The following is a 14,446-nucleotide window of genomic DNA, read 5'->3' on the forward strand; positions in this document are numbered from 1 at the left end:
TTAAAAATAGTGAAATCATATTCACTTTTATAACCGAAGTTGTTTTTTTATGTTTCTATTTGGTTTTGCTATCTTCCTCTAAAGCATCCCAAAATTCGTAAGCGCGTCTTAAATGTGGAATTACAATAGTGCCGCCAACTAAGGTTGCAATACCTAAAGCTTCTACTACTTCTTCCTTTTTTAATCCTATTTTGTAGCTGGTTTCTAGATGGTATTTTACACAATCGTCGCAGCGTAAAACAGTGGAAGCTACCAAGCCGAGCAATTCTTTAGTTTTAACATCGAGTGCGCCTTCCGCGAAAGCGTTAGTATCTAAATTAAAAATACGCTTTATAATTTTATTGTTGTCGCCTAAAATTTTATCGTTCATTTTAGAACGGTAATCGTTGAATTCTTTAACTGACTCTGACATTTTTTTTCTCTTTTCGTTTTTGATTTCTAATTACAATTTTCGAAATATAGATACTTACTTGGTATAGTATTATAATAGGAATGGCCACAATAACCTGGCTAGCAATATCTGGCGGCGTAATAATGGCCGATAAAATAAGCACGATAACTAAGGCGTATTTGCGATATTTTCTTAAAAATTCTGGGGTAACTAAGCCTATTTTTGTTAGGAAATAAATAATAATTGGAAGCTCAAAAATTAAACCCGAAGCTAATGCCGAAGCACGTACCAAAGCAATGTATGAACTAATATCTATTTGATTATCTACCATAGCCGAAATGCTATAGTTAGCCAAAAAGTTGATGGATAGTGGTGTAATAATATAGTACCCAAAAAGTACACCAATAAAAAATAGGATAGAACAAATAATGATAAAACCACGTGAATGTTTACGCTCGTTGCTGTGTAAACCTGGACTAATAAATTTCCAAAGTTGGTAAATAACATAGGGAAAAGAAATGATGAAACCACCGAGTATGGCGGTCCAAATATCAGCAGAAAACTGACCTGCCATGGTTCTGTTTTGCAAAATTAGCGGGATTTTATCGGCACAAAAGGTAGTTTCTACATCTAGAAATTGAGCCGCTCTACATAGAAAATCGTATGTAGGAAAATCCATGTGTAATGGCGCGAAAATAATTTTGTCGAAAATAAAACGACTAAAAATATAGGCTAAAGTAGCCACAATCATAATCGCCGAACAAATCCTAATTAAGTGCCAACGTAAATCTTCAAGATGGTCTAAAAAAGACATCTCATTAATATCCTTTTTTGCCATTATATAATGCCTTCTTTTATTAAATCGTGTAAGTGTACTACACCTGCGTATTTGCCATCAGCTTCAACTAAAAGTTGAGAAATATCGTTGGCTTCCATAACTTCTAAAGCTTCAATAGCCATAGCATTTGCTTGAATCCGTTTTGGGTTGGCGCCCATAATATCTTTAGCGGTAAGCTTAGAGAAATCGTCAACTTTGGTTAACATTCGACGTAAATCACCATCGGTAATAATGCCAATAATTTCATTATTATCTACAACGGCTGTAACACCTAACATTTTCTCGGTAATTTCAACAATTACTTCTTTTATACTTGCCGTTCCATTTACAACAGGTTTTTGGTTAACCGATGAAATATCTTCAACTCGTAAATATAGTTTTTTACCTAAAGCTCCTCCAGGATGGTATTTTGCAAAATCGTTACTCGAAAAACCACGTAATTCTAGCAAGCAAACGGCAAGTGCATCGCCGATAACTAATTGAGCTGTGGTACTTGTTGTCGGAGCCAAATTATTTGGGCAAGCCTCTTTTTCAACGTAAGCATTTAAAACATAATCGGCATGTTGCGCTAAAAATGAATTGGTATTTCCGGTAATGGCAATCATTTTATTATTAGCCCGTTTAATTAAGGGAACTACCACCTTAATTTCGGGAGTATTCCCACTTTTCGATAAACAGACTACCACGTCATCTTTTAAGATAAGGCCTAAATCACCATGTATGGCATCGGCTGCATGCATAAAAACAGCAGGGGTACCGGTGGAGTTTAAAGTGGCTACAATTTTGTTTCCAATAATGGCACTTTTGCCAATACCAGTAATGATAACGCGCCCTTTGGAGTTATATATAACTTTCACAGCCTCAGCAAAATCTGCCGTTACTAAGCTGGATAAGTTTAAAATGGCTTGGCTTTCTAGCTCAATAGTTTGTTTGGCCGTTTTAATAATAGAATTTTCCGTACTCAAAATTTATTATTTTTTTATAGGTGAAGCAATAAAGATTTTATTATCTTTAACTTGATAATAAAATTAATTTTTTTTTCAACTTGGTTTTTCGTTGCAAAACTAACGAAAAAAAGAATGAGACTCTCTAAATACACGATGAAATTGATAGCAAATAATAGGCTTTGTGTGTTTACCATTCATAGGTGAAAAATAATTTACACAATTCATGTTGACAGTAAAAAACGATATTCACAGTGCCTTGAAGAAATACTTTGGCTTTAATAAATTCAAAGGACTTCAAGAAGATGTTGTAACAAGTATAATTACAGGGAATCATACCTTTGTAATTATGCCAACTGGTGGAGGGAAATCACTATGTTACCAGTTGCCTGCATTAATGCAAGAAGGGACAGCTATTGTTGTTTCCCCTTTAATTGCGTTAATGAAAAATCAGGTGGATGCTATTCGAGGGATTTCGAATGAAGAAGGTGTTGCTCATGTTTTAAACTCTTCGTTAAATAAAACGGAAGTAAAGCGGGTTAAAGAAGATATTGTAAATGGGGTTACCAAATTACTTTATGTGGCGCCAGAATCGCTTACCAAAGAGGAAAATGTTGAGTTTTTACGATCGGTGAAAATATCGTTTATGGCGGTAGATGAGGCGCATTGTATTAGCGAATGGGGACACGATTTTAGACCTGAATACCGCAATTTACGACATATTATTGGACGTATCGGTGATAATATTCCTATTATAGGTCTTACCGCAACAGCTACTCCAAAAGTTCAAGAAGATATTATTAAAAATTTAGGCATTTCGGGAGCTACAACATTTAAAGCCTCCTTTAATAGACCTAATTTATATTACGAAGTACGCCCGAAAACTAAAAACGTAGACGCCGATATTATTCGTTTTGTAAAGCAAAACGATGGTAAATCTGGAATTGTCTATTGTTTAAGTCGCAAGCGTGTTGAAGAATTAGCGCAAGTATTACAAGTTAATGGTGTAAATGCAGTGCCGTATCATGCGGGGTTGGATGCTAAAACACGCTCGCTCCATCAAGATAAATTTTTAATGGAAGATTGCGACGTCGTTGTGGCTACAATTGCTTTTGGTATGGGGATTGATAAGCCAGATGTGCGCTTTGTAATTCATCATGATATACCAAAAAGTATAGAAAGTTATTACCAAGAAACCGGTCGTGCTGGTCGTGATGGTGGAGAAGGTCATTGCTTGGCATATTATGCTTATAAGGATATTGAAAAGTTAGAAAAATTCATGTCTGGCAAGCCTGTTGCCGAACAAGAAATTGGCCATGCTTTATTGCAAGAAGTTGTCGCTTTCGCGGAAACGTCCATTTCTAGAAGAAAATTTATACTTCACTATTTTGGTGAAGAATTTGATAACGAAACCGGTGAAGGTGGAGAAATGGATGATAATGTAAGGCATCCAAAAAAGAAAGTGGAATCTAAGGATGAAGTAAAAATCTTGTTAGAAACCATTGCACGCACACATGAAAAGTATAAATCGAAAGATTTAGTAAACGTGCTTATTGGTAAAGAAAATGCTTTAATTAATTCGCATAAAACAAATGAGTTAGATTTCTTCGGAAAAGGGAAAGCTCATGATAATAAGTATTGGATGGCACTTTTGCGCCAGGTGCTTGTTGCAGGGTTTCTTAAAAAAGACATTGAAACTTATGGTGTTATCAAATTATTAGATGCAGGCAAAGCGTTTATTGAAAATCCGGAATCGTTTATGATGACGGAAGATCACCTTTTTGATGGAGCACAAGAAGATGGTTCTGTAATTACAGCTGCCAAAGGTACAAATGCCGTTGCTGATCCTGTTTTAATGCGCATGCTTAAAGATTTAAGAAAGAAGAATGCCAAAAAACTTGGTGTGCCTCCTTTTGTAGTTTTCCAAGACCCATCGCTAGAAGATATGGCGTTAAAATACCCAATAAGCCTAACGGAAATGGGTAATGTGCATGGTGTTGGAGATGGTAAGGCTAAGAAATACGGAAAAGACTTTATTGCCTTAATTGCGCAGTATGTTGACGATAATGATATTACACGTCCTGATGATTTGGTAGTTAAATCTACAGGAACAAATTCAGCGAACAAGCTCTATATTATTCAAAATGTAGACAGAAAATTACCGCTAGATGATATTGCTTCATCTAAAGGCATGTCTATGAGCGATTTTATTAAGGAGATGGAAGCTATTGTGTATTCAGGAACGAAACTGAATATCAATTATTGGATTGATGATGTTCTAGATGAAGATCAACAAGAAGAAATCCATGATTACTTTATGGAATCGAATAGTGATAGTATAAACGATGCTATCGAAGAGTTCGATGGCGATTATGATGACGAGGAATTGCGTCTGTATCGTATAAAGTTTATTAGTGAAGTGGCTAATTAAAAGCTTATTTCTAGTATTCTTAAATTAAAAATATAAAAGCGGCATTCGAATTTTCGGATGTCGTTTTGCTTTTACAATCTTTCATATTTAAGATTTTTCTGAAAATCATTTTTGGTTAAATTGTTTTCGGTTTTGGGACGATACATTGTTTTTTCAGCCTGTCCTTATTCCGCGAAAGCGAAAAAATAAAGGGCAAGATTCTTAATACCAATCTTACTTCCTTATATTTGCACTTTCTTAAAAACAACAATCATGCAAGACGGATTATACGCAAAATTTAACACAACAAAAGGAGAGATTCTAGTTGGTTTAGAGTACAAAAAAACTCCAGGAACAGTAGGGCACTTTGTCGCTTTAGCTGAAGGAAATTTAGAAAACAAGGTGAAACCACAAGGAGAACCATATTACAATGGATTAAAATTCCATAGAGTAATTCCAGATTTTATGATACAAGGTGGTTGTCCACAAGGTTCAGGAAGTGGAAATCCAGGTTACCAATTCGACGATGAATTTCACCCAGATTTAAAACACGATGGGCCAGGCGTATTATCTATGGCTAATGCAGGACCCGGAACAAATGGTAGTCAGTTTTTTATTACACATGTAGAAACAGCTTGGTTAGATAACAAACATACCGTATTTGGTAAAGTTGTTGAAGGGCAAGATATTGTTGATGCTATTGCACAAGGTGATCTTATTGATAGTTTAGAAATTATAAGAGTTGGAGCAGATGCAGAAGCTTTTAAAGCGGTTGAAGCATTTAGAACTTTTGAAGGATCTCGTGAGCAAAAACTTGCTGAAGCAAAAGCAGCTGCTGAAGCAGAATTAGAAAAATTGGCTTCTGGTTTTGAAAAAACAGAAAGTGGTTTACGTTACCAAATTATTCAAAAAGGTAATGGAGCAACACCAGAAAAAGGTAAAACAGTTTCAGTACATTATAAAGGACAATTATCAGACGGTACCGTTTTCGATTCGTCATACAAACGTAACCAACCTATCGATTTTCCAATTGGTGTAGGTCAAGTTATTCCAGGATGGGACGAAGGTATTAGCTTATTAAAAGTAGGAGATAAAGCGCGCTTAGTAATTCCAAGTCACTTAGGATACGGAAGTGCAGGAGCTGGAGGCGTTATTCCACCAGATGCAACTTTAGTTTTCGATGTAGAATTAATGGATGTAAAATAAGACATCAATATCTCTATATGATGGTATAGTACAAATGAAAGCGTGAAAATAGCGAAGTGTTAATTTGCTTACCTAAGTCGTATTTGCTTTAATGTACCGTCAGAAATTATTTACAAAAAGCACCTGTAATTGGGTGCTTTTTGCATTTTTGTTTTACCAGTCACCAAGTATCTGATTATTAGTAAATTTCATCGAGTATATTATTTGTAAATAGCGACTGTAATTTACTTTTGCAGTATGATAAGCATAATTGATACAGAGTTTTATTCTCAAGTTTTGAAAGAATTTAATTATTCATTTGGGAATATTTTTATTTTTGACCAGTTTGTCGTTTCAGAAGTTAAACATGGCGTTAACTTCACCTGGGACGAACATGCGAAACCCGTAATTGCCGATGTTTTTGGTTTTCTGGGAAGTACTAATGGTGGTAAAATTAACTTTATATCGAATAGAATAAATTCTTATTCAGTCATGGCTTCAGATTGGGTAAAGTTTTATAATAACAAATACTTTTTGAAGTCTTATAGTGTAGTTTCCGATAAGTCAAGATTTTCCAATGCCAGCATAGAGAAATTATTCTTTAAAGATGATATTAAACATTTTGATGATTTAAGTATTGCCGTTAATTTTATTAAAACCAACACGCTCGCAGTTGCTTAGTATTGTTTTATATTTGTGTTATGACAGATATAGCTTTAGAAAAACTGAAATACCCTATTGGTCAGTTTGAAAGACCAGAAATTATTACTTCACAAGATATTGAGAGTTGGATTGTTGTATTAGAGCAATTCCCAGACAGGTTAGAGCTGTTAGTTCAAAATTTATCAGACGCACAATTAGATACGCCATATAGGCCAGAAGGTTGGACAATTAGGCAAGTCGTGCACCATTTATCCGATAGTCATCACCACAGTTATACTCGATTTAAGTGGGCTTTAACAGAAGATAAACCTCTAATTAAAGCTTATTACGAAGACCGCTGGGGAGAATTAGTCGATTCTAAAAAAGCACCTATAACCATGTCTTTATTACATTTGCGTGCCATTCACGTTAAATTAGTGTATTTACTAAAAACGTTATCGGAAACCGATTTAAAAGCGTGTTTTATCCATCCAGAAACCAATAGCGAAGTGCCGCTAGATGTCAATATTGGTAATTATGCGTGGCATAGCAACCACCATTATGCACACATCGAAAACCTTATGAAACAAAAAAGATGGCTTTAATATGATACGAGCAGTAAAACATAACGATACTGAGGCTTTACGCCGTATTTATAATTATTATGTGTTAAATACAACGGTTACTTTTGATGAGGAGCCTGTGAGTTTAGCCGATTATACAGAGAAGTTGAATGGCATTATTAGCCATTACCCGTTTCTTGTTTTTGAAGAAAATAATGAAATTCTGGGGTTTGCTTATGGTAGTAAATTCCGGCCAAAACCCGCTTATAACACCACTGTAGAATCTACGGTTTACGTTAAGCATGGCGAGCATGGCAAGCAAATAGGCACCCAATTATATGCCAAATTATTACAGTTATTAAAAACTCAAAATTACAGAACGGTTTTGGGCGTTTTAACCATACCCAATGCTGGCAGCGTTAAGTTGCACGAAAACTTCGGGTTTACCAAAGTGGCACATTTAAAAGAAGTCGGTTTTAAGTTTGAAACCTGGCTCGATGTTGGTATTTTTCAGTTAAAGCTAAATTAAGCAACTATTTATATGCGCCATATTCTGTTTAATTTGGGCGTTACCCTAAAAAGGGTCAGGCTTTCGGCAGTCGCTTTTTTGTGTTGCATAAGTGCAACAACACAAAAAGAGCTTCAACAATGCCTCAATCCTTAACGCCAGCAATCTGCCAAGATTTTGTATAAAACTGAGTTTAGCTCATTCCTAAAAAAAAACAAATTACTTCCATTTTATCCCACAACCAATACTTGGTTTTTGTGGTGTGTTATTTGTTTTTCCTTCAATTAAGCAATCTATCGCATGGCTTAAATCTTTAGCGGTAACAGGAATACCATTTCCAGGACGCGAATCGTCTAATTGTCCGCGGTAGGTTAAACTTAAATTAGCATCAAATAAATAAAAATCAGGCGTGCAAGCCGCATCATAAGCCTTTGCAGTATCTTGACTTTCATCATATAAATAGGGGAAAGGATACTTTTCTTTTTTAGAATGAAGGGCCATGTTTTCAGGGCTGTCTTGCGGATAGTTCACCACATCATTACTAGAAATAGCAACGAAGCTAATCCCTTTTTCAGCATAAGAATTTGCCATAGAAACTAACGTCTCATTAATATGAATTACAAACGGACAATGATTGCATATAAACATAATAACGGTGCCTTTTTTACCTTTTAAATCGGAGAGCTTTAAAACCGAATTGCTCACGGTGTCCAAAAGTGAAAAATGCGGTGCTTTTGTGCCTAAAGGCAACATGTTTGAAGGTGTTCTGGCCATAACTAAAAGTTTTATGCTAAGTTCGGTATTATTTGTATTTTTAAAAAATGAACAAAGCAATAACTTTCGACGATTTTACAAAAGTAGATTTACGTGTAGGCACCATAATTAAAGTGAACGATTTTCCTGAAGCTAGAAACCCGGCTTACCAACTCACTATTGATTTTGGTGATTTAGGCGTTAAAAAAACATCGGCACAAATTACCACGCTTTATAACAAGGAAGATTTGCTACAACGACAAATTGTTGCAGTAGTTAATTTTCCGAAGAAACAAATTGCGAATTTTATGAGCGAATGTTTGGTTATGGGCGCCGTAAGCGGAAAGGATGTGATGCTGCTAAACCCAGAACATAAAGTTAAAAATGGCACTGTGGTTTCGTAAGAAATTTAAATTAATAGAATATTATTTTAAAAATATAGAGCATAAAAAAATCCGTTACAAAGTTGTAACGGATTTTTTTTATATCGTATTCGGTTTAATTAAATATCGTCGAAGCTAATATCGGTAAAGCTTTCCGGAGTTTTTAACTCGGCTTCTGTTACTCGAGATCCATCATCTTCCGCAGCGACTATAACATCGGTGTCGTATTCCTTTTTAAAATCTTTTTGATGTCTTTCACTAATTACTTCATCACCTTTTTCGTTGATGATATAATCTGTCATTTCAGCTAAAATATCTTTAAACTCAGTGAAATCTTCCTTATAAATATATATTTTGTGTTTTTTATAATGAAACGATCCGTCGTCATTTGTGAATTTTTTACTTTCAGTAATTGTTAAGTAGTAATCTTCAGCCTTCGTTGATCTTACGTCAAAAAAGTAAGTACGTCGTCCTGCCCTTAATACTTTTGAAAAAATTTCCTCTTTCTCCATCATGCCATTATTGTTCATAATTATATAGAAATTTGTTTTTAATTCTAGTGTTTCAAAAATCTAAAAAAAACATAAGGAAAGCAACAAATTATGGAGTTTCTTTTTGTTAAAAAGTGTTTTTGTTGTCGAATCGTCAAAAACGACAGTCTTTACTAGATGTTTAAAAGCTTTATTTTGAGGAGGTTTCGCTCAATTGTTTTAAGTACAAGTGTTTGTAATAGCCTTCTGTCTCAATTAAAGTATCGTGTGTACCTTGTTGCACGATTTTACCTTCATCTAAAATAATAATTTTGTCTGCATTTTTAGCTGAAGACACGCGGTGGCTCACAATAACTGTTGTTTTGCCTTGCGTAATTTTATATAAACTTTTAAGGATTTTCTCTTCGGTTTCGGTATCTACGGCAGATAAGCAATCGTCGAATAATAATATTTTAGGCGATTTAATAATAGCACGAGCAATAGAAACACGTTGTTTTTGCCCTCCAGAAAGTGTAATACCACGTTCGCCTAAAATGGTATCATACCCTTTAGAGAATTTGGTAATGTTTTTGTGTACTTGTGCATTTTTTGCAGCTTGAATTACTTCTTCATCGGTCGCGTTTTCTTTTCCAAACTTGATGTTGTTTTTTAAACTATCAGAAAATAAAAAGGCTTCCTGAGGCACATAGCCCATATTATCTCTTAAATTATTTAAGTTAAGCTGGCTAATTTCTTTGTTGTTTATCAATATGGATCCGGAATCAATATCATAAAGGCGACCAATTAAATCTAAAATAGTAGATTTTCCTGAGCCTGTTTTCCCTAAAATGGCCAGGGTTTCGCCTTCTTTAATGTCAAAACTAACATTGTTTAAGGCTTGTATATTAGTATCATCATAAGTGAAGGAAACATTTTTAAAAGTAATGTTACCATTAATTTCTGTTTCGGCTTCTACCGTGTTTTTAATTTCTGGTTCTATTTTTAGGAAGTGGTTAATTCGTTTCTGCGATGCTTCGGCTTGCTGTACAATAGACGTTACCCAACCTACAGTAGCTACTGGCCATGTTAATAAGTTAACGTAAATAATAAACTCGGCAATGGTACCTAAACTTTCAATTTCACCATTAATATATTGCATGCCTCCAATGTAAATTACAATTAAATTACTGGCGCCAATAAGGAGTACCATCATTGGGAAAAACCAAGCTTGTACGCGGGCTAAACTAATTTGTTTTTCCTTACTTTCGGCTGCTAAAGTTTCGAAATTAAGGGCCGTTTGAGTTTCTATACCATAAGCTTTTATGACTGAAATACCACTGAAGGATTCTTGCGTAAATGATGATAGTTTAGATAAATACTCTTGAACAATTGTACTGCGCTTATGTATTTCTTTACTTAATTTATAGATTACAACCGATAGAATAGGCAACGGCATAATGGTGTAAAGCGTCAACGATGGTGATTCTTTAAACATATAAATAAGGGCAATTACAAAAAGAGTTATTGTGTTTATACTGTACATTATGGCTGGGCCTGCGTACATGCGCACACGAGAAACATCTTCACTAATGCGGTTCATTAAATCACCAGTTCTATTCTTCTTATAAAAATTTAAAGAGAGTTTTTGGTATTGCTCGTAAATTTCATTTTTTAAATCGAATTCAATATAGCGCGATACATTAATAATGTACTGACGCATAAAAAAAGTAAGCACGCCACCAATAAAGGCTGCTCCAACAATATAAATGATGGCTTCGAGCAATTCGGCTTTAAAAACTTCGGTAGAAATACTATTCGCAAAATATTGTTCGATAACAATAAATACTTTTTTTACATATCGAGGTGTAAACAATAAAAACATTCGGGCAATAATAGTGATAATTACCCCTGCTATAAGATTGGTTTTGTATTTTAGAAAGTACTTATTTAAATGTTGTAATTCTTTCATTTATTTTAAAGGAAATAAGAGGCAAAGATAGGTTATTCATTATAATTAAGGAATGTCTATTTATAATGCATTTGTTAAATATAGCTTAAAGTATTTAATGAAATTAAAATGAATATTAAGCGGTGTTTTTTAAATATAGTGTTATTTTTGCCGCACGAAAGCAATAAAAAATTTCAACTTAAATAAGTTCTTTGTAATGATGCTAAATAGACGACATATTCGTGTAAAAGTAATGCAAACCATGTATGCCTTTAAGGGTACCGAAAGTGATGATTTTAGTAAAGATCAAAAATTCTTACTGTTTAGCATTGATAATATGTATAATTTATACTTATTATTAATTTCGCTTATTATCGAGGTTCAAAAAAGAGCTGAAAGTAATATCCAGAAAAAACAGAATAAACATTTAGCAACTAAAGAGGACATTGACCCAAACCGTAAGTTTGTAGATAACGCCGTTTTTAAAGTTTTATTGAATAATTTAGACTTAAAAGATAAGTTAGAACTTTACAATATCAACGATTGGGATTTGGATAGTGAATATGTTGATGTTATTTTTAAAGCCATTGTTGCTAGCGATTTGTATAAAGAATACATGGCAGCCGAAACTTCAAGCTTTAAAGAAGATAAAGATTTTATAGTAGATGTCTTTAAAGAAATTATTGCACCAAACGATAAACTTTACGAATATTTAGAAGACAAGAATTTAACTTGGTTAGACGATTTACCTACCGTGAATACAACCATTTTAAAAATTCTTAGAAAAGTAAAGCTAACATCTGCCGAAAATCATTTTACACCACGATTGTATAAAGATTTAGAAGACAAGGAATTTGCAATTTCGTTATTTAGAAAAACACTTTTGAATAGAACGGCGATTAATAAGGAAATAGATCTTAAAACTCAAAACTGGGATTCAGATCGTATTGCAAACGTCGATTTTGTGTTATTACAAATGGCTATTTGCGAAGTGAAAAACTTTCCGTCTATACCAGCTAAAGTAACTATTAACGAGTATTTAGAAATAGCTAAAGAGTATTCTACACCAAAAAGCAGTATTTTTATCAATGGTATTTTAGATAAACTGGTGAAAGAATATACAGAGGCCGGAACGCTTAATAAAATTGGGCGTGGCTTAATGTAATAAGGTTTTGTTAAGACTTTTAACAAAAATTTCAATTCGAATAAATAATTGTTATTTTTACGGTCTCAAATTTAAAATACATTTAAAATGAAAAAAGTAATATTAGGATTAAGCACATTATGTTTGGTAGCTTTTACATCTTGTAAAAACGACAATGCAGCAAAGAAAATTGAAGAAGCTAATGTAACAGCTGCAGCAGTAAGAGATGCTGTTTCTTCTAATTTTCCAGTGATTACGTTTAACGAAACAACTCACGATTTTGGAGAAATTGAAGCAAACAAATCGGTAGAAACTGTTTTTAGCTATACCAACACAGGTGATGCACCTTTAGTAATTACTAATATAGCTACAACATGTGGATGTACAGTACCTCAAGATTGGTCTAGAGAGCCTTTAGCTGTTGGTGAAACAGGAAAATTTACAGTAAAATATAATGGAAGTGGAAAAGGAAAAGTTTCTAAAAGCTTAACACTTACAGCAAATACTGAAAAAGGAAAGGAAGTTGTTAAAATTACGGCTTTTGTAAAAACTGATGACGCTGCAATATCTGCAGCAATTAAATAAATAAAAAATAATGGGAGAAGGTATTGGTAGTTTATTGCCGTTTGTATTAATGTTTGTAGTAGTGTATTTCTTTATGATTGCACCACAAATGAAACGTGCAAAGAAAGAAAAGAAATTTGCAGCCGAATTAAAACGTGGAGATAAAGTAATCACCAAAAGTGGTTTACATGCTAAAATTTTAGAGCTTAACGACAAAGATGGAAGTTGTGTTTTAGAAACCATGTCAGGCAAAGCAAAGTACGAACGTTCTGCAATTTCTTCGGAGATGAGCGAAAAGTTAAATGCACCAGCAGCAGTAGCAAAAAAATAAAGTATTTCACTTTATTTACTATATAAAACAAAAAAAGAACCTCAAATGAGGTTCTTTTTTTGTTTTATAATAAAGTTATAATTATTAAGTTGAAATGAGAGAAACGACTTAATACCAGCGTTTTTTCTTCTTTTTAGAAGCTTCACTTTTTCTACCTTTTTTGTGTTTGCTACCTGTTTTTGGAGACTTATGTATAATTGGTTTTGCTTTAGGATCTAAAGGATAAGGATGCTCATCAATCACATCAATTTGCATTTGTATCAGTTGCTGAATGGTCTGCACATAAGGTTTTTCATCTGCTGAACATAAGGAGTATGCCATTCCTGTTTTTCCAGCTCTAGCCGTTCTTCCAATACGGTGTACGTAGGTTTCGGGTACGTTAGGTAAATCGAAATTTACAACCGCATCGATATCGTTAATGTCAATACCACGCGCCGCAACATCCGTTGCAATTAAAATATTGACGGTTCCTTTTTTAAATTTATCTAAAGCGTCTTGTCTAGCCGTTTGACTTTTGTCGCCATGGATACTATCGGCATTATAGCCGTTTTTTACTAATGTCTTTTCAAGTTTATCAACACCGAATTTGGTGCGTCTAAATATAATGATTTGTCCTTTTATAGTATTTCGAAGGAGGTGCAAACCCAATTCAATTTTACTCTGTTTAGGGACGAAATATAATAACTGATTAACGTTTTTTGAAGTTGATGAATTTTGGGCAACCTCAATACGTTTTGGTTCATTTAAAATAGTATTTGCTAGTTGTTCTACCTTATAAGGTATGGTGGCCGAAAATAATAAGGTTTGCTTTTCCTTAGGGCACAGACGTTCAATTTTTTTAACATCGTCAATAAAACCCATATCGAGCATTAAATCGGCTTCGTCTAAAACTAAAGTTTCAACATAATCTAAATTAATAACATCCTGTTTATGTAAATCGAGCAAACGGCCTGGAGTTGCAATTAAAATATCAACACCTTTTTTTAGAGTCGCTATTTGTGGCTCAATGGCAGCACCACCATATATAACGGTACTTGTTAATTCGGCGTAAGTAGAATATGTTTTAAAATTATTTTCAATTTGAATGGCCAATTCTCGCGTTGGGCTAACCACAACCGCTTTTATCTTTTTACCTTTTTTAGAGGCGATTTGCTTATCAAATAATAATTGTAAAATAGGAAGTGCAAAAGCAGCTGTTTTTCCTGTTCCGGTTTGAGCCGAAACAATAACATCCTTTCTGTCTAAAACAAAAGGAATGGTTTTTTCTTGTACCAAAGTAGGATTATCATAACCGGCTTCGGCAATGGCTCTTAAAATGGGACGATTTAATTGTAAGTCTTTAAATGACATCTAAAATAATTTACTGCAAAGA

The 14,446-nt window shown here is 34.0% G+C and carries 16 protein-coding genes; 9 read left to right on the forward strand and 7 right to left on the reverse strand.

All coding sequences use genetic code 11. The features are described 5' to 3' along the window. Positions 1 to 55: 55 nt before the first annotated feature. Genes QWY92_RS14045 through QWY92_RS14055 form a run of 3 tightly spaced genes read right to left on the reverse strand, consistent with a single transcriptional unit; the run spans position 56 to position 2,194 of the window. The gene (locus QWY92_RS14045) at positions 56 to 412 is read right to left on the reverse strand and encodes a carboxymuconolactone decarboxylase family protein (protein WP_290272342.1); all 357 of its coding nucleotides are present in this window, start codon (positions 410 to 412) and stop codon (positions 56 to 58) included. After that, positions 396 to 1,229 (reverse strand): twin-arginine translocase subunit TatC, encoded by an 834-nt coding sequence (gene tatC / locus QWY92_RS14050; RefSeq protein WP_290272344.1) that lies wholly within the window; start codon positions 1,227 to 1,229, stop codon positions 396 to 398. Before tatC ends, QWY92_RS14045 begins: the two co-directional genes overlap by 17 nt. Continuing rightward, the gene (locus QWY92_RS14055) at positions 1,229 to 2,194 is read right to left on the reverse strand and encodes a KpsF/GutQ family sugar-phosphate isomerase (protein WP_290272347.1); all 966 of its coding nucleotides are present in this window, start codon (positions 2,192 to 2,194) and stop codon (positions 1,229 to 1,231) included. The genes tatC and QWY92_RS14055 overlap by 1 nt, the downstream gene beginning before the upstream one ends. A 205-nt stretch (positions 2,195 to 2,399) precedes the next feature. On the opposite strand from QWY92_RS14055, the gene QWY92_RS14060 reads away from it, so the two are divergent. The 5 genes from QWY92_RS14060 to QWY92_RS14080 all read left to right on the forward strand — a co-directional run bounded on the left by QWY92_RS14060 (position 2,400) and on the right by QWY92_RS14080 (position 7,502). Then, positions 2,400 to 4,604, forward strand: coding sequence for an ATP-dependent DNA helicase RecQ (locus QWY92_RS14060; RefSeq protein WP_290272349.1), 2,205 nt, complete (start codon positions 2,400 to 2,402; stop codon positions 4,602 to 4,604). Positions 4,605 to 4,856: 252 nt separating this feature from the next. After that, positions 4,857 to 5,789, forward strand: a complete 933-nt coding sequence (locus tag QWY92_RS14065; protein WP_290272350.1) for a peptidylprolyl isomerase — start codon at positions 4,857 to 4,859, stop codon at positions 5,787 to 5,789. A gap of 237 nt (positions 5,790 to 6,026) precedes the next feature. Then, positions 6,027 to 6,449 carry a hypothetical protein gene (locus tag QWY92_RS14070; protein WP_290272352.1) on the forward strand — a complete coding sequence of 141 codons (423 nt, stop codon included), beginning with the start codon at positions 6,027 to 6,029 and terminating at the stop codon, positions 6,447 to 6,449. A 20-nt stretch (positions 6,450 to 6,469) separates the two neighbouring features. After that, entirely contained in the window at positions 6,470 to 7,015 is a 546-nt protein-coding gene (locus QWY92_RS14075) for a YfiT family bacillithiol transferase (protein ID WP_290272354.1), read from the forward strand. A 1-nt stretch (position 7,016) separates the two neighbouring features. After that, positions 7,017 to 7,502: a GNAT family N-acetyltransferase gene (locus QWY92_RS14080; RefSeq protein ID WP_290272356.1), complete on the forward strand. Its 486-nt coding sequence runs from the start codon at positions 7,017 to 7,019 to the stop codon at positions 7,500 to 7,502. A gap of 198 nt (positions 7,503 to 7,700) precedes the next feature. Here the strand turns inward: QWY92_RS14080 and QWY92_RS14085 are convergent, their stop codons facing one another. After that, positions 7,701 to 8,255: a thioredoxin family protein gene (locus QWY92_RS14085; protein ID WP_290272372.1), complete on the reverse strand. Its 555-nt coding sequence runs from the start codon at positions 8,253 to 8,255 to the stop codon at positions 7,701 to 7,703. Positions 8,256 to 8,302: 47 nt separating this feature from the next. Between QWY92_RS14085 and QWY92_RS14090 the strand changes: the two genes are divergently transcribed. Then, positions 8,303 to 8,638: a tRNA-binding protein gene (locus tag QWY92_RS14090; RefSeq protein ID WP_290272374.1), complete on the forward strand. Its 336-nt coding sequence runs from the start codon at positions 8,303 to 8,305 to the stop codon at positions 8,636 to 8,638. Positions 8,639 to 8,736: 98 nt separating this feature from the next. On the opposite strand, the gene QWY92_RS14095 is transcribed toward QWY92_RS14090, so the two are convergent. Together QWY92_RS14095 and QWY92_RS14100 are read right to left on the reverse strand one after the other, a co-directional pair. Then, positions 8,737 to 9,147, reverse strand: a complete 411-nt coding sequence (locus QWY92_RS14095; protein ID WP_290272375.1) for a PUR family DNA/RNA-binding protein — start codon at positions 9,145 to 9,147, stop codon at positions 8,737 to 8,739. Positions 9,148 to 9,298: 151 nt separating this feature from the next. Then, positions 9,299 to 11,056, reverse strand: a complete 1,758-nt coding sequence (locus QWY92_RS14100) for an ABC transporter ATP-binding protein (protein ID WP_290272377.1) — start codon at positions 11,054 to 11,056, stop codon at positions 9,299 to 9,301. Between the two features lie 196 nt (positions 11,057 to 11,252). Here QWY92_RS14100 and nusB point away from each other — a divergent pair, with 196 nt between their 5' ends. The 3 genes from nusB (at position 11,253) to yajC (ending at position 13,074) form a co-directional block, all read left to right on the forward strand. Beyond that, the gene (nusB, locus tag QWY92_RS14105; protein ID WP_290272379.1) at positions 11,253 to 12,200 is read left to right on the forward strand and encodes a transcription antitermination factor NusB; all 948 of its coding nucleotides are present in this window, start codon (positions 11,253 to 11,255) and stop codon (positions 12,198 to 12,200) included. Positions 12,201 to 12,287: 87 nt separating this feature from the next. Further along, positions 12,288 to 12,764, forward strand: coding sequence for a DUF1573 domain-containing protein (locus tag QWY92_RS14110; protein WP_290272382.1), 477 nt, complete (start codon positions 12,288 to 12,290; stop codon positions 12,762 to 12,764). Between the two features lie 10 nt (positions 12,765 to 12,774). Then, positions 12,775 to 13,074 (forward strand): preprotein translocase subunit YajC, encoded by a 300-nt coding sequence (gene yajC, locus QWY92_RS14115; RefSeq protein WP_290272383.1) that lies wholly within the window; start codon positions 12,775 to 12,777, stop codon positions 13,072 to 13,074. Between the two features lie 108 nt (positions 13,075 to 13,182). Here the strand turns inward: yajC and QWY92_RS14120 are convergent, their stop codons facing one another. Continuing rightward, positions 13,183 to 14,424 (reverse strand): DEAD/DEAH box helicase, encoded by a 1,242-nt coding sequence (locus tag QWY92_RS14120; protein ID WP_290272386.1) that lies wholly within the window; start codon positions 14,422 to 14,424, stop codon positions 13,183 to 13,185. Between the last annotated feature and the right edge of the window lie 22 nt (positions 14,425 to 14,446).

The organism is Algibacter miyuki, from assembly GCF_030409805.1.
GTDB classification, from domain to species: Bacteria; Bacteroidota; Bacteroidia; order Flavobacteriales; family Flavobacteriaceae; genus Algibacter; species Algibacter miyuki.

Excerpts from the sequence above, each read along its gene's own strand:
- QWY92_RS14060 (WP_290272349.1), top strand. The coding sequence starts at position 2,400 with ATGTTGACAGTAAAAAACGATATTCACAGTGCCTTGAAGAAATACTTT.
- QWY92_RS14045 (WP_290272342.1), bottom strand. The coding sequence starts at position 412 with ATGTCAGAGTCAGTTAAAGAATTCAACGATTACCGTTCTAAAATGAAC.
- yajC (WP_290272383.1), top strand. The coding sequence starts at position 12,775 with ATGGGAGAAGGTATTGGTAGTTTATTGCCGTTTGTATTAATGTTTGTA.
- QWY92_RS14075 (WP_290272354.1), top strand. The coding sequence starts at position 6,470 with ATGACAGATATAGCTTTAGAAAAACTGAAATACCCTATTGGTCAGTTT.
- QWY92_RS14110 (WP_290272382.1), top strand. The coding sequence starts at position 12,288 with ATGAAAAAAGTAATATTAGGATTAAGCACATTATGTTTGGTAGCTTTT.
- QWY92_RS14085 (WP_290272372.1), bottom strand. The coding sequence starts at position 8,255 with ATGGCCAGAACACCTTCAAACATGTTGCCTTTAGGCACAAAAGCACCG.
- QWY92_RS14065 (WP_290272350.1), top strand. The coding sequence starts at position 4,857 with ATGCAAGACGGATTATACGCAAAATTTAACACAACAAAAGGAGAGATT.
- tatC (WP_290272344.1), bottom strand. The coding sequence starts at position 1,229 with ATGGCAAAAAAGGATATTAATGAGATGTCTTTTTTAGACCATCTTGAA.
- QWY92_RS14120 (WP_290272386.1), bottom strand. The coding sequence starts at position 14,424 with ATGTCATTTAAAGACTTACAATTAAATCGTCCCATTTTAAGAGCCATT.
- QWY92_RS14100 (WP_290272377.1), bottom strand. The coding sequence starts at position 11,056 with ATGAAAGAATTACAACATTTAAATAAGTACTTTCTAAAATACAAAACC.
- QWY92_RS14090 (WP_290272374.1), top strand. The coding sequence starts at position 8,303 with ATGAACAAAGCAATAACTTTCGACGATTTTACAAAAGTAGATTTACGT.
- QWY92_RS14070 (WP_290272352.1), top strand. The coding sequence starts at position 6,027 with ATGATAAGCATAATTGATACAGAGTTTTATTCTCAAGTTTTGAAAGAA.
- QWY92_RS14095 (WP_290272375.1), bottom strand. The coding sequence starts at position 9,147 with ATGAACAATAATGGCATGATGGAGAAAGAGGAAATTTTTTCAAAAGTA.
- QWY92_RS14080 (WP_290272356.1), top strand. The coding sequence starts at position 7,017 with ATGATACGAGCAGTAAAACATAACGATACTGAGGCTTTACGCCGTATT.
- nusB (WP_290272379.1), top strand. The coding sequence starts at position 11,253 with ATGATGCTAAATAGACGACATATTCGTGTAAAAGTAATGCAAACCATG.